This window comes from Pseudomonas fluorescens group sp. PF-1 (assembly GCF_054481335.1).
Genome location: NZ_JBTMNG010000002.1, coordinates 366,955 through 387,500, shown reverse-complemented (window position 1 = coordinate 387,500; position 20,546 = coordinate 366,955). Strand labels below are relative to the sequence as shown.

The 20,546-nt window shown below is 58.5% G+C and carries 26 protein-coding genes (1 of these 26 running past the window's edge); 17 read left to right on the top strand and 9 right to left on the bottom strand.

Annotation, left to right across the window (positions count from 1 at the left end; all coding sequences use genetic code 11):
* Nucleotides 1–84: the beginning of a CaiB/BaiF CoA transferase family protein gene (locus tag ACX3YD_RS16500; protein ID WP_458960518.1), read on the bottom strand. Its footprint begins 1,137 nt before the window's first position; 84 of the gene's 1,221 nt are visible here — the first part of the coding sequence; its start codon is at nt 82–84; its stop codon lies off the left edge, out of view.
* A 13-nt stretch (nt 85–97) separates the two neighbouring features.
* Nucleotides 98–1,279 carry an acyl-CoA dehydrogenase gene (locus tag ACX3YD_RS16495; protein ID WP_047535952.1) on the bottom strand — a complete coding sequence of 394 codons (1,182 nt, stop codon included), beginning with the start codon at nt 1,277–1,279 and terminating at the stop codon, nt 98–100.
* Nucleotides 1,280–1,436: 157 nt separating this feature from the next.
* On the opposite strand from ACX3YD_RS16495, the gene ACX3YD_RS16490 reads away from it, so the two are divergent.
* The 11 genes from ACX3YD_RS16490 to ACX3YD_RS16440 all read left to right on the top strand — a co-directional run bounded on the left by ACX3YD_RS16490 (nt 1,437) and on the right by ACX3YD_RS16440 (nt 11,585).
* A complete protein-coding gene (locus tag ACX3YD_RS16490; protein WP_458960517.1) occupies nt 1,437–2,336 on the top strand; it encodes a LysR family transcriptional regulator in 900 nt (299 codons plus the stop codon).
* 435 nt (nt 2,337–2,771) lie between these two features.
* Nucleotides 2,772–3,893 (top strand): Re/Si-specific NAD(P)(+) transhydrogenase subunit alpha, encoded by a 1,122-nt coding sequence (locus tag ACX3YD_RS16485; RefSeq protein WP_103405402.1) that lies wholly within the window; start codon nt 2,772–2,774, stop codon nt 3,891–3,893.
* 15 nt (nt 3,894–3,908) lie between these two features.
* On the top strand, nt 3,909–4,232 hold the full coding sequence (locus ACX3YD_RS16480) for an NAD(P) transhydrogenase subunit alpha part 2 (protein ID WP_003187010.1): 324 nt from the start codon (nt 3,909–3,911) through the stop codon (nt 4,230–4,232).
* Nucleotides 4,232–5,680 carry an NAD(P)(+) transhydrogenase (Re/Si-specific) subunit beta gene (locus tag ACX3YD_RS16475; protein ID WP_103405401.1) on the top strand — a complete coding sequence of 483 codons (1,449 nt, stop codon included), beginning with the start codon at nt 4,232–4,234 and terminating at the stop codon, nt 5,678–5,680. The genes ACX3YD_RS16480 and ACX3YD_RS16475 overlap by 1 nt, the downstream gene beginning before the upstream one ends.
* A 213-nt stretch (nt 5,681–5,893) precedes the next feature.
* Entirely contained in the window at nt 5,894–7,387 is a 1,494-nt protein-coding gene (locus ACX3YD_RS16470) for an acetyl-CoA hydrolase/transferase family protein (protein ID WP_047535941.1), read from the top strand.
* Nucleotides 7,388–7,706: 319 nt separating this feature from the next.
* Nucleotides 7,707–7,922, top strand: a complete 216-nt coding sequence (locus tag ACX3YD_RS16465) for a DUF1127 domain-containing protein (RefSeq protein WP_047535938.1) — start codon at nt 7,707–7,709, stop codon at nt 7,920–7,922.
* 256 nt (nt 7,923–8,178) lie between these two features.
* The gene (locus ACX3YD_RS16460) at nt 8,179–8,388 is read left to right on the top strand and encodes a DUF1127 domain-containing protein (RefSeq protein ID WP_090466046.1); all 210 of its coding nucleotides are present in this window, start codon (nt 8,179–8,181) and stop codon (nt 8,386–8,388) included.
* 144 nt (nt 8,389–8,532) lie between these two features.
* Entirely contained in the window at nt 8,533–8,853 is a 321-nt protein-coding gene (locus ACX3YD_RS16455; protein ID WP_103405400.1) for a DUF2388 domain-containing protein, read from the top strand.
* Nucleotides 8,854–8,960: 107 nt separating this feature from the next.
* On the top strand, nt 8,961–9,278 hold the full coding sequence (locus ACX3YD_RS16450; RefSeq protein ID WP_047535932.1) for a DUF2388 domain-containing protein: 318 nt from the start codon (nt 8,961–8,963) through the stop codon (nt 9,276–9,278).
* 28 nt (nt 9,279–9,306) lie between these two features.
* Nucleotides 9,307–9,627: a DUF2388 domain-containing protein gene (locus ACX3YD_RS16445; protein WP_047535930.1), complete on the top strand. Its 321-nt coding sequence runs from the start codon at nt 9,307–9,309 to the stop codon at nt 9,625–9,627.
* On the top strand, nt 9,624–11,585 hold the full coding sequence (locus ACX3YD_RS16440) for a DUF7844 domain-containing protein (protein ID WP_458960516.1): 1,962 nt from the start codon (nt 9,624–9,626) through the stop codon (nt 11,583–11,585). The genes ACX3YD_RS16445 and ACX3YD_RS16440 overlap by 4 nt, the downstream gene beginning before the upstream one ends.
* Nucleotides 11,586–11,721: 136 nt before the next feature.
* Here the strand turns inward: ACX3YD_RS16440 and ACX3YD_RS16435 are convergent, their stop codons facing one another.
* The 3 genes from ACX3YD_RS16435 to trpB form a co-directional block, all read right to left on the bottom strand.
* Nucleotides 11,722–12,156: an anti-virulence regulator CigR family protein gene (locus ACX3YD_RS16435; protein WP_458960515.1), complete on the bottom strand. Its 435-nt coding sequence runs from the start codon at nt 12,154–12,156 to the stop codon at nt 11,722–11,724.
* Nucleotides 12,157–12,277: 121 nt separating this feature from the next.
* Nucleotides 12,278–13,090, bottom strand: a complete 813-nt coding sequence (gene trpA / locus ACX3YD_RS16430; RefSeq protein WP_047535924.1) for a tryptophan synthase subunit alpha — start codon at nt 13,088–13,090, stop codon at nt 12,278–12,280.
* A complete protein-coding gene (gene trpB, locus ACX3YD_RS16425) occupies nt 13,090–14,310 on the bottom strand; it encodes a tryptophan synthase subunit beta (protein ID WP_458960514.1) in 1,221 nt (406 codons plus the stop codon). The genes trpA and trpB overlap by 1 nt, the downstream gene beginning before the upstream one ends.
* Before the next feature lie 121 nt (nt 14,311–14,431).
* Between trpB and ACX3YD_RS16420 the strand changes: the two genes are divergently transcribed.
* Nucleotides 14,432–15,325, top strand: coding sequence for a LysR family transcriptional regulator (locus ACX3YD_RS16420; protein ID WP_458960513.1), 894 nt, complete (start codon nt 14,432–14,434; stop codon nt 15,323–15,325).
* Here the strand turns inward: ACX3YD_RS16420 and ACX3YD_RS16415 are convergent.
* Nucleotides 15,322–15,648 carry an ElaB/YgaM/YqjD family protein gene (locus tag ACX3YD_RS16415; protein WP_047535917.1) on the bottom strand — a complete coding sequence of 109 codons (327 nt, stop codon included), beginning with the start codon at nt 15,646–15,648 and terminating at the stop codon, nt 15,322–15,324. The genes ACX3YD_RS16420 and ACX3YD_RS16415 overlap by 4 nt on opposite strands.
* Before the next feature lie 157 nt (nt 15,649–15,805).
* Between ACX3YD_RS16415 and ACX3YD_RS16410 the strand changes: the two genes are divergently transcribed.
* Both ACX3YD_RS16410 and ACX3YD_RS16405 read left to right on the top strand, forming a co-directional pair.
* A complete protein-coding gene (locus ACX3YD_RS16410; RefSeq protein ID WP_047535914.1) occupies nt 15,806–16,021 on the top strand; it encodes a dodecin in 216 nt (71 codons plus the stop codon).
* 122 nt (nt 16,022–16,143) lie between these two features.
* Nucleotides 16,144–16,365 (top strand): DUF1161 domain-containing protein, encoded by a 222-nt coding sequence (locus tag ACX3YD_RS16405; RefSeq protein WP_458960512.1) that lies wholly within the window; start codon nt 16,144–16,146, stop codon nt 16,363–16,365.
* Between the two features lie 62 nt (nt 16,366–16,427).
* On the opposite strand, the gene ACX3YD_RS16400 is transcribed toward ACX3YD_RS16405, so the two are convergent.
* Entirely contained in the window at nt 16,428–17,429 is a 1,002-nt protein-coding gene (locus ACX3YD_RS16400) for an LLM class flavin-dependent oxidoreductase (RefSeq protein ID WP_103405394.1), read from the bottom strand.
* Between the two features lie 240 nt (nt 17,430–17,669).
* Here ACX3YD_RS16400 and ACX3YD_RS16395 point away from each other — a divergent pair, with 240 nt between their 5' ends.
* Nucleotides 17,670–18,101 carry an OsmC family protein gene (locus ACX3YD_RS16395; RefSeq protein ID WP_103405393.1) on the top strand — a complete coding sequence of 144 codons (432 nt, stop codon included), beginning with the start codon at nt 17,670–17,672 and terminating at the stop codon, nt 18,099–18,101.
* A 155-nt stretch (nt 18,102–18,256) separates the two neighbouring features.
* Entirely contained in the window at nt 18,257–18,490 is a 234-nt protein-coding gene (locus ACX3YD_RS16390) for a DUF1161 domain-containing protein (protein WP_103405392.1), read from the top strand.
* A gap of 6 nt (nt 18,491–18,496) precedes the next feature.
* On the opposite strand, the gene ACX3YD_RS16385 is transcribed toward ACX3YD_RS16390, so the two are convergent.
* On the bottom strand, nt 18,497–18,916 hold the full coding sequence (locus tag ACX3YD_RS16385; RefSeq protein ID WP_103405391.1) for a PA0061/PA0062 family lipoprotein: 420 nt from the start codon (nt 18,914–18,916) through the stop codon (nt 18,497–18,499).
* A gap of 40 nt (nt 18,917–18,956) precedes the next feature.
* Complete coding sequence (locus ACX3YD_RS16380) at nt 18,957–19,379, bottom strand: PA0061/PA0062 family lipoprotein (RefSeq protein ID WP_047535895.1); 423 nt, start codon at nt 19,377–19,379, stop codon at nt 18,957–18,959.
* Between the two features lie 59 nt (nt 19,380–19,438).
* Between ACX3YD_RS16380 and ACX3YD_RS16375 the strand changes: the two genes are divergently transcribed.
* Nucleotides 19,439–20,530: an aminopeptidase gene (locus ACX3YD_RS16375; RefSeq protein WP_458960511.1), complete on the top strand. Its 1,092-nt coding sequence runs from the start codon at nt 19,439–19,441 to the stop codon at nt 20,528–20,530.
* The last annotated feature ends 16 nt before the right edge of the window (nt 20,531–20,546 follow it).

Genomic DNA, 20,546 nt, shown 5'->3' with positions numbered 1-20,546 from the left:
AAGGTCCGCAAGAATCTGTCCGGCCCATGGCCCGGCCAGCACCCGCGATAAATCCAGAACCCGTAGATGCGAAAGCGCGCCCATGGCCGTTCTCCTATTAATAGAACGCCTGGATGCCGGTTTGCGCACGACCAAGGATCAGCGCATGGACGTCATGCGTACCTTCGTAGGTATTCACCACTTCCAGATTGACCAGATGGCGAGCGACGCCAAACTCATCGGAGATGCCGTTGCCGCCGAGCATATCGCGAGCCATGCGAGCGATGTCCAAAGACTTGCCGCAGGAGTTGCGCTTCATCATCGAAGTGATTTCGACCGCCGCAGTGCCTTCGTCTTTCATGCGACCCAGACGCAGGCAGCCTTGCAGCGCCATGGTGATTTCGGTCTGCATGTCAGCCAGCTTCTTCTGAATCAGTTGAGTGGCGGCCAATGGGCGACCGAACTGCTGACGATCCAGCGTGTATTGGCGAGCGGTGTGCCAGCAGAACTCGGCAGCACCCAGCGCACCCCAGGCAATCCCGTAACGAGCCGAGTTGAGGCAAGTAAAAGGACCCTTAAGGCCACGGATATCGGGGAAGATGTTCTCTTCCGGCACAAATACGTTGTCCATGACGATTTCACCGGTGATCGACGCACGCAGGCCAACCTTGCCGTGAATGGCAGGAGCGCTCAGGCCCTTCCAGCCTTTCTCCAGAACGAAACCGCGGATATCACCCGCATCGTCTTTGCCCCAAACGACAAACACGTCAGCGATTGGGCTGTTGGTAATCCACATTTTGTTACCGGTCAGGCTGTAGCCACCTTCCACTTTGCGCGCACGGGTAATCATCGCGCCTGGGTCGGAACCATGGTTGGGTTCGGTCAGACCAAAGCAGCCGATCCATTCACCCGAGGCCAGTTTCGGCAAGTACTTCTGCTTCTGCGCTTCAGTACCAAATTCATTGATTGGCACCATCACCAGAGAGGACTGCACACTCATCATCGAACGATAGCCGGAGTCGACACGCTCGACTTCACGGGCAATCAGGCCATAGCTGACATAGTTGAGGCCGCTGCCACCGTACTGCTCAGGGATGGTCGCGCCCAGCAGGCCCACTTCACCCATTTCGCGGAAGATCGCCGGATCGGTCTTTTCATGACGGAAAGCTTCGAGAACGCGCGGCGCGAGGCTCTGCTGAGCGAACTGCGCAGCGGTGTCGCGGATCATGCGCTCTTCTTCAGTGAGCTGTTGATCCAGCAGCAAGGGATCGATCCAGTTGAAGCTAGCTTTACCGGCCATGAGTATGTCCTCTCGAAACAGGTCTAATAACGTGGACTGATGCTAGGCCGGGTTGGACCTCCCGACAAACGAGGATTTTGCATACTGTTGTGCTAATTTCTCACTCCGAAACGTCGCAAAACCCATTTAATGCAATGAATTAGTGAGGTTGGCGTACATGCGCAGAAAAATACCCAGCACAACCGCCCTGATCAGTTTCGAAGCGGCAGCGCGCAACGAGAGCTTTACCAAGGCAGCACAGGAGCTTTCGCTGACACAGGGCGCCATTTGCCGCCAGATTGCCAGCCTCGAAGACTTCCTCGGCGTAGAGCTGTTCCGACGCTCGCGACGCGGAGTCAAACTGACCGAAGCCGGACTTTCTTACAGCCGCCGAGTCGCCACTCAACTGGACGCGGTGGAGCGCGACACCTTGTCCGTGATGGGACAGCAGGGTGCCAACGTGATCGAGCTGGCCGTGGTGCCGACCTTCGGCACCCAATGGCTGCTACCTCGATTGAAGGATTTTCAGAAAAAGCACCCGGAAGTGACGGTCAACCTGACTAACCGCACACGCCCCTTCCTGTTTGCCGACACCGACTTTGATGCCGCGATTTACTTTGGTGACGCGGACTGGTCGGGTACAGAATCCCACCGACTGATGGGCGAGCATCCGCTCCCGGTATGTAGCCCTGCCCTACTGGGAAACAAGACCGTTCTGACAGCCGATGAACTCGCGGAGCTGCCCCTCCTGCAGCAGACCACCCGACCCTATGCCTGGCGGCAGTGGTTCGACTCCCAGCACCTGAATGTCCCTCGCGACATGACAGGGCCACGCTACGAGCTATTCTCCATGCTGGCTCAGGCAGCCATGCACGACATGGGAATTGCCCTGATACCGCCATTCCTGATTCAGCGCGAACTGACCGAGAAACGCTTGGTGATCGCCAACCCTCAGGCCCTCTCGAGCATCAAGGCCTATTACCTGATGATTCCTGAGCGAAAGGTCGAATCTGCGTCATTAAGGGCTTTTCGAGACTGGCTGGTGAATCAAGCACACAGCTACAGCCTAGAGAAATGAAGGCTTAGAGGCATTAGCTGACCCCGTAGTCAGCAAAATAAAAACCCTACAGATATAAGTATTTGTCGCATTTTCGCAGACTGTAGACAAAGGTAGTACAGACGTCCTACAAGCGCCTGAAGACGTGGCTTTGAGCTTCTATCTGAAAGCAATGCCGCATCATTCATATGGCCGATGCATAAATGGCTGAAAATCCGCCAAACTCCTTGCAAGGCACGGGTTATAAGGGATTGAGCCGATTAGTTGCGACATTCGGTCACGGGGTGACTTGTAGTTAATTTTCCGTCACCCGTCATAATTCCTTGAAGGGCACAAAGTTCGCCTGCAAAATGCCGCGCCCCGCCCTGATTTGGCGGGATCGTGCTGATCAGCCGCCCCAGTCGCACCATCCGTAGTGCATGGGTTTACTCAATAAGATCACGCAGGAGATTTGACGTGCACATTGGTGTTCCTCTCGAAACCCAGACGGGTGAAACACGGGTTGCTGCAACCCCGGAAACCATCAAGAAGCTGATCGGCCAGGGTCATAAGGTCACTGTACAAAGCGGCGCCGGCATTAACGCCAGTGTTGTCGACAGTGCTTATGAAGCGGCAGGCGCGATCATTGGCAGCGCCAACGATGCGTTTGGTGCGGAGCTGATTCTTAAGGTGGTCGCGCCCAGCGACAGCGAGCTGGCGCTGATCAAGCGCGGCACCGTTGTGGTGGGCATGCTCAACCCGTTCAGCAATGAAACCATCGCCAAAATGGCTGAGTGCGGCATGACCGCGTTCGCGCTGGAGGCCGCACCGCGTACCTCCCGCGCCCAAAGCCTGGATGTGCTGTCCTCGCAAGCCAACATTGCCGGCTATAAAGCCGTGCTGCTGGCCGCTCATTACTACCCGCGCTTCATGCCGATGCTGATGACCGCTGCAGGTACCGTGAAAGCGGCGCGCGTGCTGATTCTCGGCGCTGGCGTGGCCGGGCTTCAGGCAATCGCCACGGCGAAACGTCTGGGTGCCGTGATCGAAGCGTCTGACGTGCGCCCCGCGGTAAAAGAGCAGATCGAATCCCTCGGCGCCAAGTTCGTCGACGTGCCCTACGAGACCGACGAAGAGCGTGAATGCGCCGTCGGTGTCGGCGGTTACGCGCGGCCCATGCCGGCCAGCTGGATGCAGCGCCAGGCGGTGGCCGTGCACGAGCGCGCCAAGCAGGCAGATATCGTCATCACCACCGCGCTGATTCCGGGCCGCAAGGCGCCGACGCTGTTGAGCGCCGAAACCGTGGCCCAGATGAAACCGGGCTCGGTGGTCATCGACCTTGCCGCCGCCCAGGGCGGCAACTGCCCGCTGACCGTGGCCGATCAGGTGGTCGTCGAAAATGGCGTGACCATCGTCGGTCCGACCAACCTCGCCGGTGCGGTCGCGGCAGATGCTTCAGCGCTGTATGCCCGCAACTTGCTGGACTTCCTGAAACTGGTCTTCACCAAGGAAGGCCAGTTCGAGATCAACCTCGAAGACGACATCGTCGCCGCGTGCCTGATGTGCCGCGACGGCCAAGTCATCCGCAAAAACGCCTAAGCAGGGATTCAGACGATGGAAGAGCTTATCTCCCCCGGTATCTACAACCTGATCATCTTCGTGCTGGCGATTTATGTCGGTTATCACGTGGTCTGGAACGTTACACCTGCGCTGCACACGCCTTTGATGGCCGTGACCAACGCCATTTCGGCGATCGTGATCGTCGGCGCCATGCTGGCAGCGGCTTTGACCGTGACGCCACTGGGCAAGACCATGGGCACCCTCGCGGTCGCGCTGGCGGCGGTCAACGTGTTCGGTGGCTTCCTGGTCACCCGCCGCATGCTTGAGATGTTCAAGAAAAAAGCCCCGAAAGCCGTAAAAGAAGAGGCGCCGAAGTAATGAGCATGAACCTCGTAACGACGCTCTACCTGATCGCGTCGATCTGCTTCATCCAGGCCCTCAAAGGCCTGTCGCACCCCACCACGTCGCGTCGCGGCAACCTGTTCGGCATGCTCGGCATGGCGTTGGCGATCCTCACCACCGTGGGCCTCATCTATAAGCTGGGCGCGCTCTCTTTTGGACAAGGCGGGGCGACAGCGGGCATTGGTTACGTGATTGTCGGCCTGCTGATCGGCGGCACGGCCGGTTCGATCATGGCCAAGCGCGTTGAAATGACCAAGATGCCGGAACTGGTCGCGTTCATGCACAGCATGATCGGTCTGGCCGCGGTGTTCATCGCCATTGCCGCCGTCGTCGAGCCGCAGTCCCTGGGCATCGTCAAGCACCTGGGTGATTCGATTCCGGCGGGTAACCGTCTGGAACTGTTCCTCGGCGCCGCCATCGGTGCCATCACGTTCTCCGGTTCGGTGATCGCGTTCGGCAAGCTGTCCGGCAAGTACAAGTTCCGCCTGTTCCAGGGCGCACCGGTACAGTTCGCCGGCCAGCACAAACTGAACCTGCTGTTGGGCCTGGCCACATTGGCGCTGGGCGTGACCTTCATGCTGACCGGCAACCTCAGCGCCTTCGCCCTGATGCTGGCCCTGGCGTTCGTCATGGGCGTGCTGATCATCATCCCGATCGGCGGCGCCGACATGCCGGTGGTGGTGTCGATGCTCAACAGCTACTCCGGCTGGGCGGCGGCGGGTATCGGCTTCTCGCTGAACAACTCGATGCTGATCATTGCCGGCTCCCTGGTGGGCTCGTCCGGTGCGATCCTCTCGTACATCATGTGCAAGGCGATGAATCGCTCCTTCTTTAATGTGTTACTCGGCGGTTTCGGCAACACAGCCGACGCAGGCCCGGCAGGATCCAAGGAAGCCCGTCCGGTGAAATCCGGCTCGGCTGACGACGCGACCTTCCTGCTGACCAACGCCGACACCGTGATCATCGTTCCGGGCTACGGCCTGGCGGTGGCCCGCGCCCAGCACGCGCTGAAGGAACTGACCGAGAAGCTGACCCACCGTGGCGTGACCGTGAAGTACGCGATCCACCCGGTGGCAGGGCGGATGCCTGGCCACATGAACGTATTGCTGGCCGAGGCCGAGGTGCCTTACGACCAGGTGTTCGAGATGGAAGACATCAACTCCGAGTTCGGTCAGGCCGACGTGGTCCTGGTGTTGGGCGCCAACGACGTGGTCAACCCGGCCGCGAAGAACGATCCGAAATCGCCGATTGCCGGCATGCCGATTCTCGAAGCGTTCAAGGCCAAGACCATCATCGTCAACAAACGCTCGATGGCCAGCGGCTATGCCGGCCTGGACAACGAACTGTTCTACCTGGACAAGACCATGATGGTGTTCGGCGACGCCAAGAAGGTCATCGAGGACATGGTGAAGGCTGTCGAGTAATTCTCGCTGGCACCGAAAACGCCCCGACTTGTCGGGGCGTTTTTATTGGTGAAGACCGTCGGACAAACCGCCGCTTTGTTACCGATTCAGTAACAGTGTTTTGTTTAAAACATCAGGAATTGACGGCCCTTTTGCGACCTTGGTAGCGGGACGTGAACCTTCAAAATTCACTAGACTGCACATCCTGCTACCCGTTTCCCGAGATAACAATCCATGTACCGTGACCGTATTCGCCTGCCTTCGTTGTTGGATAAAGTGATGAGCGCCGCCGACGCCGCCGCTCTGATTCAGGACGGCATGACCGTCGGCATGAGCGGCTTCACCCGCGCCGGCGAAGCCAAAGCCGTACCCCACGCATTGGCCGAACGGGCCAAGGTCACGCCGCTGAAGATCAGCCTGATGACCGGCGCCAGCCTGGGCAACGACCTCGACAAACAGCTCACCGAAGCCGGCGTATTGGCGCGGCGCATGCCGTTTCAGGTGGACAGTACCCTGCGCAAGGCGATCAACGCCGGCGAAGTGATGTTCATTGACCAACACCTCTCGGAAACCGTCGAACAGCTACGCAACCAGCAACTGAAGCTGCCGGACATCGCCGTGATCGAGGCGGTGGCGATCACTGAACAAGGGCATATCGTGCCGACCACCTCGGTGGGCAACTCGGCCAGCTTCGCGATTTTCGCCAAACACGTGATCGTCGAGATCAACATGGCGCACAACTCGAATCTCGAAGGCCTGCACGACATCTATATCCCGACTTATCGTCCGACCCGTACGCCGATTCCGCTGGTCAAGGTCGACGATCGCATTGGCAGCACCGCCATCCCGATCCCGCCGGAAAAAATCGTCGCGATCGTGATCACCAACCAACCCGACTCGCCATCCACCGTGCTGGCGCCGGACGCTGAAACCCAGGCCATCGCCGACCACCTGATCAGCTTCTTCAAGCAGGAAGTCGACGCCGGGCGCATGACCAACAAGCTCGGCCCGCTGCAGGCCGGCATCGGCACCATCGCCAACTCGGTGATGTGTGGCCTGATCGACTCGCCCTTCGAAGACCTGACGATGTACTCCGAAGTGCTGCAGGATTCGACGTTCGACCTGATCGATGCCGGCAAACTGAGCTTTGCTTCGGGCAGCTCGATCACCTTGTCGAGCCGTCGCAACGCCGATGTGTTCGGCAATCTGGAACGCTACAAGGACAAACTGGTGCTGCGCCCCCAGGAGATCTCCAACCACCCGGAAGTGGTGCGTCGACTCGGCATCATCGGTATCAACACCGCGCTCGAATTCGACATCTACGGCAACGTCAACTCCACCCACGTCTGCGGCACGCGGATGATGAACGGCATTGGCGGCTCGGGCGATTTCGCGCGCAACGCGCACCTGGCCATCTTCGTGACCAAGTCGATTGCCAAGGGCGGAGCCATTTCCAGCGTGGTGCCGATGGTCAGCCACGTTGACCACACCGAGCATGACGTCGACATTCTCGTTACCGAAGTTGGCCTGGCGGACTTGCGTGGCCTGGCGCCTCGGGAGCGAGCTCGCGTGATCATCGATAACTGTGTGCATCCGGACTATCGCGAAGCACTCAATAACTACTTCTCGGCCGCTTGCGCCCTTGGCGGCCATACGCCACACATCCTGCGTGATGCCCTGAGCTGGCACATCAACCTGGAAGAAACCGGGAAAATGCTCCTGGCGTAACGGATACAGATAGCCGCTGACGCAAACACAGTTTCGTCAGCGGGCTACCTTCAAGCACTATCCCTTCAAAAACTGTACTGCTGTACCGGTCATTTCCTACCGAATCTGCCTACACTCCTGCTCAAAATCCGCAAAATCGCGCCATAATGGTGCAGACAAGTACAGTTGCCTCAATTTCGACCAGTACACCCCCCTTAAACAGTTAACTGAGCCCTCACAATACAGGTGAACTGTATCTACAGAGACTAGGCAAACGAGAGGATCATGGGCACCAGTTAAACCACTACCTAATGCCGCCACAAGCGGAAGGATGACCACCATGGAACGTACAATCAGTTCCGATATGTTTCTCGAAAACACTGCTGCAAAAACCCAGGCTTCCATGCCTCTGCGCGTTATCGCCAACCTGATGCTGTGGCAGCGCCGCATCTCCAGCCGCCATCAACTGGCTCGTCTGGATTCGCGTCTGCTGGCCGATGCCGGGATCAGCGAAGCACAACGCTACGAAGAGCTGAGCAAGCCGTTCTGGCGCTAAGTTAGCGTCGCTGGCTCTGACCTGTAGGGTCCACCGCCAGCAACCCGAATTGAAAAAACAAAACCCGTCGTGGGAAACCACGACGGGTTTTGTCGTTTAGGGTCACTAAATATGGCCACACAGTAGAGGTAGCGCCAGACAGGTACAGTTAAGTAAAAATCAGAACTGAACCAGTACAATTTAGGCGCATTGTGTCTGTCATGGAAAGAGCCTCGGTATCACGATAGGACCTCTAGTCAGCACAAGGGACTGCGCCATGAATCACTTGGTAGATGCGCCTGCTTCCACGCTTCAATCAAACCCACGTTCACACTGGTTTCGCAGACTCTTGAGAGGGCTCTGCAACAGCCTTGAAAGGGCAAGAACCCGGCGAATACTCGGCCAACTCGATGATCGGCAACTCTCGGACATGGGCATCAGCCATGCCGATCGTGTCAGCGAACTGGACAAACCGTTCTGGCGCTAATGCTCCACTCGAACAGACAGCACTGTGCTAATTGCCACGCGCAGGCCTAATATCGACCAGAACGTGGCGAACGCCGAATGCCTGGCGTCTGACTATTCAGGCACCGCGCCCTCTTTCAATCGATTTACCCAAAGGAGTTACACCATGCCCCGTCTTCGTCTGCTCAGCGCTGCAGCCCTGCTTGCCGTGGCTGCCAATTCCCACGCCAGCAGCTTCATCGTGACCACTGATGCGGTCGTCAACGCGCTCAAGGCCACATCCGATGCGACCACCGATGTCGTCTCGTCGTCGTTCAAGGACAACAAGATCGTCCTCGCTGCCCGTGACGACGCAGCGAGCTTTGTTGCCACTGAAGGCGCGATCCGCGGCGTAAAACTGGAAAGTGCACTCGACTACATTCGTCATCAGGCGCCACAACTGAATGCAACCGACGCGCAACTGGCGCAAGCGATTCTGACCATCTAAGCGGCTGGCCTGGAGCGGGACACGCCAGTCGTGTCCCAATGTTGCGATGCTGGCTCTAGACCGGTGCTTGCGCTAGCCTTGGGACTCACCTTCAACTGTCGAGTCTCATGCGCTTTCATTCAAATCTGTTGATCTCTACGGTGTTTTTCGCGGCCATCCACTCGGGTTCGGCCCACGCTTTCGATGCCTTCAACCTCTCTACACAAGGCACTGTCGCCAGCGGTTACGCCACAAGCATGGTGACCTCGGCGCCCTTCGACCATAAACTGCTGCTCGCCGCCCGGGATGACGCTGCAGCATTCATCGCCAGTGACGGCCAACTGAGAGGCGCACAGCTGGAATCGGCCCTGAATTACCTGCGCCGGACCCAGCCAAAACTTCATGCCAGCGACCTTGAACTGGCACAAGCAATTCTCGTCCAATAGCTATCCCAAGTTTCTCCGGAGTCGTTCCATGCGTAACCCGCTGATTGCCGCCACCCTTGGCCTGCTGCTGCTCGCCGACGTGGCCCAGGCCCATACCCTGGTTGCCACCAGTAACATGCTGATTCGTGCCACCCAGCGCACACTTGATTTCACATCCGATACCACCACCTCCATCCGGGATTCGAAAATCGTCCGCGATGCCCAGGACGATGCCGCCAGTTTCGTTGCCAGCAACGGCGACATTCGTGGTGCACACCTGGAAGCAGCCCTGGGAATGTTGCGCACCCGCGTACCGGAGGCCCGTGACGCCAGTGATCAGGTTCTCGCCGAAGCCATTCTCGCGCTGTGAGGTTTCCAGCTGCCTGGCTGTGGGCCGGGGCGTTGTTGCTGTTCGGCAACACAGCCCATGCCGGCCTTGAATTACATCTCAAGAGCGACGGTCTGAGTCCCGCCCAACAGCAAGCCAGCCAAGCCTTGCTCGATGAAGCCATGCAGGCTCTGCCGCCGCGCTTCATCGAGCAACTCGACCGGCGCATCGACGTCGGCTGGACCGACGACATGCCCGGCAACGCCTACGGCCAGGCGTCGCTGGTGTCGGAACTCGACCTGAATCGCAACCTGCTGGCCAGCCTCACCGACGGCAGCGCCGCAAGCAAAAAGACCTATCGCCCCCATGGCACCGTGCGCCGCGAGATGCTGGCGACGGTGCTGCACGAACTGACTCACATCTACGACCGTTCACGCCTGTGGTCGAAAGCGGAACGCCAACTGATTCAGCGCTGCACCCGGCACCAAAACAGTTCGGGGCTGATCGGTATCCCGGACGAATGCCGCGGTCAGTCCGATCGCCGCTTCACCCTCAGCGATGACCCACGCCTGCTCGACCTCGCCGGATGGCAGCAATACGTCGGCCGTCGTGGCGAACGCGAACAGCACAATCGCCAGATCGCCCGCAGCCCGGATATTTACGAGACAACCAGCCCCTTGGAGTTCGTCGCGGTCAACATGGAGTACTTCCTCCTTGACCCGGGCTATGCCTGTCGCCGCCCATCGCTGTACCGCTACTACAAAGAGCACTTCGGCTGGGCGCCCGCCGCCAAGGATGCTTGCGGCAAAACCTTCGCGTTCCTGAATGCCGGTAACGACTTCGCCAAAACACCCCTGGGGCAGGTCGATCCGGAGCGGGTCTACGCCGTCGACTATCTGCTGGCGGAGGCCAACCAGAACTGGGTGAGCCGCTGGGGCCATAGCATGTTGCGGCTGGTGATCTGTGCACCAGGCCGACCACGCGGGCCGGATTGTCGACTGGACCTGGATCAGCACCTGGTACTGTCCTACCGCGCCTTCGTCGGCGACGTTCAGCTGTCGAGTTGGGATGGCTTGGTCGGTAAATACCCGTCGCGCCTGTTCGTCCTGCCGTTGGCCCAAGTGATCGACGAATACACCAAGACCGAATTGCGCAGCCTGGCCTCGGTGCCACTGAATCTGTCGCGCCGCGAGATTGAAGATGTCGTGGAACGCGCCGCCGAAATGCACTGGAGCTACGACGGCAACTATTTCTTCCTGTCAAACAACTGCGCGGTGGAAGAGTTGAAGTTGCTGCGTGGCGGCACCAACAATCCCAAGTTGGTCGCTCTGGACAACATCATGCCAAACGGTCTGCTGGAAGTGCTCAAAGGTCGCGGACTGGCGGATACCAGCGTGCTCGACGACCCTCGTGAAGCCCTGCGCCTGGGCTATCGCTTCGACTCCTTCCGCGATCGTTATCAAGCCATGTTCGACGTGTTGAAAAAACACTTGCCGGTCAAGCAGGAAACCGTAGAGGACTGGCTGGACTTGAAAGCCGAAGAGCGCCGCAAATGGTTCGAACAGGCTGATTTGCGTACGAGCGCAGCGTTGCTCCTGCTGGAACAAGCGAGCTTTCGCCGCCAGTTGTTGTTGGCCCAGGACGAGGTCAAACAGCGTTATCTGGGCGCCAGAGAATTGAAAAACGGTGGAATGGACAAGGCGAACGAGACACTGAGGCAGATTCTCGATAACAGCGGCTTTCTAAGCCGACCGGCAGAATTGCTCGGCACCGGCGGATATGGCTTGCCACAGCCCAGTGAATCGCAACATCTGGAATCGGAAAGCAGCCAGCGACAGAAACAACTGCTGGCACTGTCCGGCGACCTGGATAAGGAAGTCAGAGCGCTGCTTGAACCGAGCCGTGCAGCCGAAATGGCGGCCAATGAAGCCAACGTGAAACAAATCGGAGAACACCTGCGCAAGTTGCACAAGGCAGCGGGCGGCTTGGAGTTACCTTAAGATCAGAACCTGTAGGAGCGAGGTTGCTCGCGGTGAGGCCGGCACATCCAGCATTGATACTGAAGGGCCTGCCGCCATCGCGAGCAAGCTCGCTCCAACAAGGGTCAGGACGTTCGCCCATCAGCCTGCAAACCTGTCAGTACAGAACCCCCTGCAAGACCTCATAGACAATCCCGGTTCCTACAGCGATCAGCACAACATCCGCACCCGCCCGGCGCCATTCGTAACCGGGGTAATACGGCAAGTGGTTCAACGCCCGGTTATCCAGGCGCTCGCCGTAATAACCTCGGGGCAGCGGTCGCCCACGCACCACAATGACACCTGGCGGCGGCGGTGCACCCCGCACGAAGTAGCCGTGATTGTCATGGATTGTCTGGCGCACCGGTCCGAAGTCCCGTGGTGGTGGACCGCCACGATGGTTGTCATGGTCGCGATGATCATCGCCATGATAGTCACCACGGTTATCGTAATGACCGCGATCGTCGTGCTGATCTGCACTGGCCGGCAACAACGGAGTGGCACTGAGCATCAGAACGCCCAGGCTGGCAATCAGACGCTTCGACATTTTCATCAGGTTTTTCCTCACGGCACACGCAGCAAAAAGGGCTTCAGAACGAGGTCCTGAAGCCCTGGGTCTTGCTCATTAGTCTGTGCCGTAGGGCGCTAATTCCTCTGTATCAGGAACTTTACCCTCAGCTGACGCGCGCTTTACGCACACCTTCGGCCAGCGCCGAACAAAGGCTCAGCACGCCATCCACCGCCTGCTCCGGCGTCGTGGCATTGGCGATGTGATCGATCAACGCCGACCCCACCACCACACCGTCAGCCAGACGCGCGATATTCGCGGCCTGTTCCGGGGTGCGGATGCCGAAACCGATGCTGATCGGCAGATCGGTATGACGACGCAGACGCGCGACCGCTGCTTCGACGTGCTCCAGAGTTGCCGCACCGGCACCGGTCACACCGGCCACCGACACGTAATACACAAAACCGGAGCTGCCATTGAGCACGGTTGGCAGACGCACATCGTCAGTGGTCGGCGTGGTCAGACGGATGAAGTCGATGCCCGCGGCCTGCGCCGGGTCGCACAATTCGCCGTTATGCTCGGGCGGAATGTCGACCACGATCAGGCCATCGACGCCGGCCTCTTTCGCTTCCGCAATGAAACGCGGCACGCCGTACTTGTGGATTGGGTTGAAGTAGCCCATCAACACCAGCGGCGTTTCGTTGTTGTCCTTGCGGAACTCACGAACCATTTCCAGGGTTTTCGCCAGGTTTTGCTTGGCAGCCAACGCACGGATGTTGGCCAGCTGGATCGCCGGGCCGTCGGCCATCGGATCGGTGAAGGGCATGCCCAATTCGATCACATCGGCGCCAGCCGCCGGCAGGCCCTTGAGGATCGCCAGGGAGGTGTCGTAGCTCGGGTCGCCTGCGGTCACGAAGGTCACCAGGGCGGCGCGGTTCTGTTCCTTGAGTTCGGCAAAGCGCGTTTGCAGGCGGCTCATCAGTGTTTCTCCTGCTTCGATTGTTCCATGTGGTGCATAACGGTTTGCATGTCTTTGTCGCCACGGCCCGACAGGTTGACCACCATCAGGTGATCTTTCGGCAGGTTCGGTGCGCGCTTGAACACTTCAGCCAGGGCATGGGCGCTTTCCAGGGCAGGAATAATCCCTTCCAGGCGGCAGCATTGGTGGAACGCCGCAAGGGCTTCGTCGTCGGTCACCGAGGTGTACTGAACGCGACCGATGTCATGCAACCAGGCGTGTTCCGGGCCGATACCCGGGTAGTCCAGGCCAGCGGAGATCGAGTGAGCGTCGATGATCTGGCCATCGTCGTCCTGCAGCAAGAAGGTGCGGTTGCCGTGCAGCACGCCCGGTACGCCGCCGTTCAGGCTGGCCGCATGCTTGCCGGTTTCGATGCCATAACCGGCCGCTTCGACACCGATGATCTCGATGCTCTTGTCGTCGAGGAACGGATGGAACAGGCCCATGGCGTTGGAGCCACCGCCGATGCACGCCACCAGACTGTCCGGCAGACGGCCTTCATGGGCCTGCATCTGCTCACGGGTTTCCTTGCCGATCACGGACTGGAAGTCGCGAACCATCGCGGGATAAGGATGCGGACCGGCCACGGTGCCGATCAGGTAGAAGGTATTGTCGACGTTGGTCACCCAGTCACGCAGGGCTTCGTTCATGGCGTCCTTCAAAGTACCGGTGCCGGATACCACCGGGATCACTTCGGCGCCCAACAGCTTCATGCGGAACACGTTGGCTTGCTGACGTTCGATGTCAGTGGTGCCCATGTAGATCACGCAATCCAGACCAAAACGCGCGGCCACGGTGGCGGTCGCCACGCCGTGCATGCCGGCGCCGGTTTCGGCGATGATGCGTTTTTTACCCATGCGTCGAGCCAACAGGATCTGGCCGATGCAGTTGTTGATCTTGTGAGCGCCAGTGTGGTTCAGCTCTTCACGTTTGAGATAGATCTTCGCGCCGCCGCAGAACTCTGTCAGACGCTCAGCGTAATAGAGCGGACTTGGACGTCCGACATAGTCACGCTGGAAGTAGGCCAATTCTTCTTTGAACGCAGGATCTTCCTTGGCAGCTTCGTACTCGCGGGCCAGATCGAGGATCAACGGCATCAGGGTTTCGGCGACGTAACGGCCGCCGAACGTACCGAACAGGCCGTTGGCGTCAGGGCCGTTGCGCAGATTTGTCTGGGTCATTTGGCGCTCCAGTTGAATGCGTGAAGTGACGTGTAAAGAGAGAGTGGATTCACTCTACCCCTGACGCCCCGGACTGAAAACCGATAAGATCGCCACAACCTGTCAGGAAAACTCACAGATCATGAGCCACGACCTCCCACCGCTCAACGCCCTGCGCGCCTTTGAAGCCACTGCTCGCTTGAACAGCGTGAGTCAGGCGGCCGAACAGCTGCACGTCACACATGGCGCGGTCAGCCGACAACTGAAGGTGCTCGAAGAACACCTTGGCGTGAGCCTGTTCATCAAGGACGGACGTGGCCTGAAACTCACAGATGCCGGTATACGTTTACGCGACGCCAGTACTGAGGCCTTTGAGCGCCTGCGTACGGTGTGCGCCGAACTCACGCAGAGCACGGCCGACGCACCGTTCGTCCTTGGCTGCTCGGGAAGCCTGCTGGCGCGCTGGTTCATTCCGCGGCTGGGGCGGTTGAATGCCGATCTGCCGGACCTGCGCCTGCATTTGTCTGCCGGGGAAGGCGATCTTGATCCCCGTCGCCCGGGCCTGGATGCCTTACTGGTATTTGCCGAACCGCCATGGCCGGCGGACATGCAGGTGTTCGAACTGGCCAGCGAGCGGATAGGGCCGGTCTTGAGCCCGCGATTCGTCGGCTATGAACGGCTGAAAGATGCACCGGCCACAGCGTTGCTGCAGGAATCCGTGCTGCACACCACCTCGCGCCCACAAGCCTGGCCCAGCTGGGCAGAGCAAAGCGGCCTCGACGTGAAGGCGTTGAAATACGGGCAGGGATTCGAGCATTTGTATTACTTGCTGGAAGCAGCCGTGGCCGGATTGGGCGTGGCGATTGCCCCGCAGCCATTGGTCGCCGAGGACGTGAAGGCTGGTCGCTTGGTCGCACCCTGGGGTTTCAGCGAAACCCCGGCACAACTGGCATTGTGGCTGCCCAAGCGCGCTGCGGACGGGCGCGCCCGGCAACTGGCGCAATGGCTCAAAAACGAGCTGCGCCAGACAAATTAGTCACCGCGTTTGCACAACAGATAGGCCGCCAACAGACCCAGCGCCCCCACGGCGACACCGGCTGTAGTCCAAGGGTGTTCCTGGGCGTAGTCCCGGGTAGCGATCCCCGTTTCCCGGGTTTTGACCTTGACCTCTTCATAGGCATCGGCCAGTAGATGGCGCGAATGCCTCAATGCGTTCTCGGCGTTGCCTTTGAGCACCTTGAGGGTTTTACGCGACTCGTCCGAGGCATCGTCCTTCAGGTTTTCCAGGGATTTGAGCAGACTCTCGATTTCCGCTTCCATGCTTTGCAATGAGGCTTTACGTAACGAGCTGTTGGCCATGGTGGCTCTCCTGCATTGTTGATGAGTGGCGTGTGTTGGTTGGGACTCCAGAGGCTCGAGAAAGTGCAGTAAATGTGAACCTCTCTGTCAAACCGAGCGACAAAAGTAAGACAGAAAATCACTGCTAGGCTGTATTTCACACCCTAAGGAGAACGCCATGACTGACCATCACACCTATAAAAAAGTCGAACTGGTAGGCTCGTCCACCAGCAGTATCGAAGATGCGATCAACAACGCATTGACCGAGGCCAGTAAAAGTCTCAAGTACATGGAATGGTTTGAAGTGACGGAAACCCGTGGGCACATCAAGGACGGCAAGGCTGCGCATTTCCAGGTGACACTCAAAGTCGGGTTCCGGATCGCCAGTAGCTGAGTTTTTATCCTGGCTTCTGAACTCGTGCGCTGGCCGAGTGCCACATGAAGTAGCAAAACGCTACATCACTGCGTCCGGCGGCTGGCTGGACGCTCCTTTGATCCGACCAGGGAATGCGACCAATGAAGAAGTTTATTTTGGCGGTAGGTTTATTGAGCCTTGCAGGCAGCGCATTGGCAGCCAGCAAATCGTGTGAAGAGCTCAAAGCCGAAATCGCCGCAAAACTCGATGCCAAGGGCGTTTCCGGGTATTCACTGGAGATCGTCGATAAAGGCGCTGCAGCCGGCGGGAAAATCGTCGGTAAATGTGAAGGTGGCGCCAAGGTCATTGTCTACAAAAAGTAGGCGATTCCTTTGCTCATTAAAAAGCCGACGCCATGGCGTCGGCTTTTTTGTAGCGTTAAACCTCAGCCCTTCATGACTTGCGCCAGCAATTCATAGGAATGCACACGATCGGAATGTTCATACAGGTCGCAGGTAAAAATCAGCTCATCGGCTTGAGTCTGCTCGATCAGCACCTCCAGCCTGGCGCGGATCTTCTGCGGGCTGCCGATCATTGCCAGGCCCAGGAAATCACTGACGGCTTCTCTCTCATGGGGCAGCCACAGACCGTCCATGGTTTTCACCGGTGGGCGCTGTACCAGGCTCTGGCCACGCATCAGGGCAAGAATGCGCTGGAACACCGACGTAGCCAGATAGTCGGCCTGCTCATCCGTATCGGCCGCCACCAGTGGCACACCGAGCATCACGTAGGGCTTGTCCAGCACCGCTGAAGGCTTGAAATGGTTGCGATAGACGCGAATCGCCTCATGCATGTAACGCGGTGCGAAATGTGAGGCGAACGCATAGGGCAAACCACGCTCACCGGCCAGTTGCGCACTGAACAGGCTGGAGCCCAGCAGCCAGACCGGCACCTGGGTACCGGTGCCCGGCATCGCGATGACTCGCTGATCCGGAGTGCGCGGCCCGAGATAACGCATCAGCTCTGCGACGTCTTCGGGGAAATCATCAGCGCTGCCGGAGCGTTCACGGCGCAACGCGCGAGCAGTCATCTGATCGGAACCGGGAGCACGCCCCAGGCCCAGGTCGATCCGGCCGGGATACAGGCTTTCAAGGGTGCCGAACTGCTCGGCGATCACCAGCGGTGCGTGGTTGGGCAGCATCACCCCGCCCGAACCGACGCGAATGGTCGAAGTACCGCCGGCCAGATAACCGAGCAATACCGAGGTGGCAGAACTGGCGATGCCGTCCATGTTGTGGTGTTCAGCGACCCAGAAGCGGTTATAGCCGAACTTTTCGACGTGCTGCGCCAGGTCCAGCGAGTTGCGCAACGACTGGGCTGCGCTGCCGTTCTCCCGTACAGGCACCAGATCGAGGGTCGAAAACTTGATATCGGACAGTCGTTTCATAAACCTGCTTCTCCAATTGAGGGCGCAGGTTTTTTCTTGCGAACGAAAACCTGCCGAATCCAACAGCGTGTTTCATGCAATGAGGGCATATACCCGAGTTTCAATGGCACAGCGAAAATTACTGCCGAATAGGCGGCGTGATCAGATCAGGTGAACTTTGCACCGCGGTCTATCCTCAGAACCCTAGCGAGGCAAATCACGTAGGCGCGACGCTCCGCGCCGGCTCTTGAGGAGACAAGCATGGCTATCATCAAAAAAGCATCGGCCCATTGGGAAGGTGATCTGAAAACCGGCATCGGTTCGATATCCACGGAAACCGGCGTTCTCAGGGAAGCGCCCTACGGCTTCAAGGCACGTTTCGAAGGCGGCAAGGGCACCAACCCCGAGGAACTGATTGGCGCGGCCCACGCCGGTTGTTTCTCCATGGCGTTTTCCATGATTCTCGGTGACGCCGGCCTCAAAGCCGACAGCATCGATACCAACGCCGAAGTGACCCTGGACCAAGTGGACGGCGGCTTTGCGATCACGGCGGTGAAACTGATCCTCAAGGCGAAAATCCCCGGAGCGAGCCAGGCTCAGTTCGAGGAGTTGAGCAACAAGGCCAAAGAAGGTTGCCCGGTGTCCAAAGTGTTGAATGCCAGGATCAGTCTGGATGCGACTTTGGTCAGCTAGCGCATAAAACATCGCCGCTTCGGCAGCTCAAAGAACCTGCCGAAGCGGCGATCTTTTTTTGCATGGCCAGAGATTTGCCAGATAAAACTGTGGTCGAATAAATGACAGCAGCCGAATCGCATGATCATCCGCGCTGCCTCAAGGGAGCTTCAACCATGAAACGGTTTACCTTGGCGGTTATCTGTTGCGCACTGGCTACTTCAGCCCTGGCGGCACCGAAACCTTGCGAAGAACTCAAGGCCGAAATCGAAGCCAAGATCCAGGCCCGAGGGGTTACGTCCTACACACTGGAAATCGTCAAAAACGAAGAAGTCCACGATCAGAATATGGTCGTTGGCTCATGCGAATACGGCACCAAGAAAATCATCTACCAGAAGAACGATCGCTGATCGGCCTCACGGTATACAGTTGATCTGCCTGGCTTCGGCGACGATTTCACGTTTGGCGTTGAACAAACGTGCTTCGGGAGTAAACGCCATGGAACGGGCTTCCAGCAGATAGCGCTGACCGGCCTCGAAATGATCGTACTTGATGATCATGTAGCACAGCCGCTCCGTACCTCCGTCGAACAAGTCAGAGCCCCCGCCGGGCACCTCGAAATCAAAGCGCACAGTCAGCTCGTGACTACCGGGCGTCACCTGGAAAAAACGCCCGTCGCGTGATCGCACGTTGTCCAGCCGTTCGGCCATCAGCAATTTGTCATTGGGGAATGGCGTAGAGAAATCGACCCACGCCATCTGCGGGTTGACCGCCGGCATAGGACTCGAACAACCGGCGACCACACTTGCAGCGAGTAATAGCATCAACCTGCGCATGATGAATGTCCCGAATATCAGGTATTCAGCATAGCGCCGATCAGGTGCGTTGGCAGCCCGCCGGTGTGCCCTTGCCGATCACTTTTCGCTGTTGATCGTAAAGCCTGGCCCACGGCCTGAAACCAATATTCCCCGCTTGCAGCTGATAACGCTCACCCGCATTGAAGTCATCGAATTTCACGTTTATCTGGCAATCACGCCACAGTGTCTCCGCGTTGGGGCCGATATTGCTGGGTTGAACGGGGAACTGGTAGCGAACCTTCAGCTCATGACTGCCAGGTTGCACCTCGAAATAGCGTTTATCGTTGGCCGCCTGTTTATCCACTGCCAACGCTTGCAACGCCGTATCTTCCTGCTGCGAATCCAGATCGATCCACGCCTGTGAAGGATCCTGGCGTGGTATTCCGAATCCAGCACAACCGGCCAGCATCAGCAGGCCTCCCGTCAGCATCAACTTGCGCATAGCGGAGCTCCAGTCAAGCGGGATAGTCTTGCGAGCAGACTTTCCAGGGATTTTTTATTTTGATCAGGCCGCGTCCAAGCCTTGGGTTACTTGATCGCGTTTTGCGCGTTTTGTTTCCGGGCATGTTGTTTTTGTTGCTCAACGGTTGTGCCAGCGTCAGCTACTACAGCCAGCTGGCCAGCGGTCAACTGCAGTTGCTGCGGGCACGGGAGCCGGTTTCCCGTGTGATTGCCGATCCCGATCGCGATCAAAAACTGCGTGCACACCTGATCCAATCACAAAAAGCCCGCACATTTGCCAGCCAACAGCTGCATCTGCCGGATAACCAGAGCTACCGCTTGTATGCCGACATCGGTCGGCCCTATGTGGTCTGGAATGTATTCGTCACGCCGGAATTTTCCCTGAAGCCTCAGAACCATTGCTTCCCCATCGCCGGTTGCGTGGCCTACCGCGGTTACTACAGCCAGAGTGCTGCCCGGGGCGAGGCGGCGCTGCAACGCCTGCAAGGCATGGACGTGTCGATCGGCGGTGTCGAGGCTTACTCGACCCTGGGCTGGTTCAACGATCCGATCATGAATTCGATGATGGGCTGGGGCGATGAGCGCCTGGCCACGCTGATCTTTCACGAACTGGCGCATCAACGTGTGTATGTGAAAGACGACACAGAGTTCAACGAGTCATTCGCCACCTTCGTCGAACAGGAAGGCACCCGCCAATGGCGCGCATTCCGTAGCCTTCCACCGGACGATAATAAACAGGCAAGACATCGGGACCAGTTCATTCAATTGGTTCTGAACACCCGGACACAACTGGAAGCGCTCTACGCCCTGCCGCTGCCGCCCGAGCAAATGCGCCAGCGTAAAGTCGCAGCGTTTGAGCGGTTACGCGCCGAATACCGTCAGTTGCGCGATGACCAATGGGCTGGAGACAAACGTTATGACGCCTGGATCAACGCACCGTTGAACAACGCACGGTTGCTGCCGTTTGGCCTGTACGACCAGTGGGTGCCGGCGTTTGCGGCGCTGTTCAAGCAACAGGGAGGCGATTGGGTGAGGTTTTATGCGCAGGTCGAGAAGCTTGGGGCTTTGCCGGTTGAGCAGCGCAAGGCGGTGCTCAAGGCAATGGCGGAACCCAAGAGTACCGATGGCTGAACAGGCCTCTACGCGG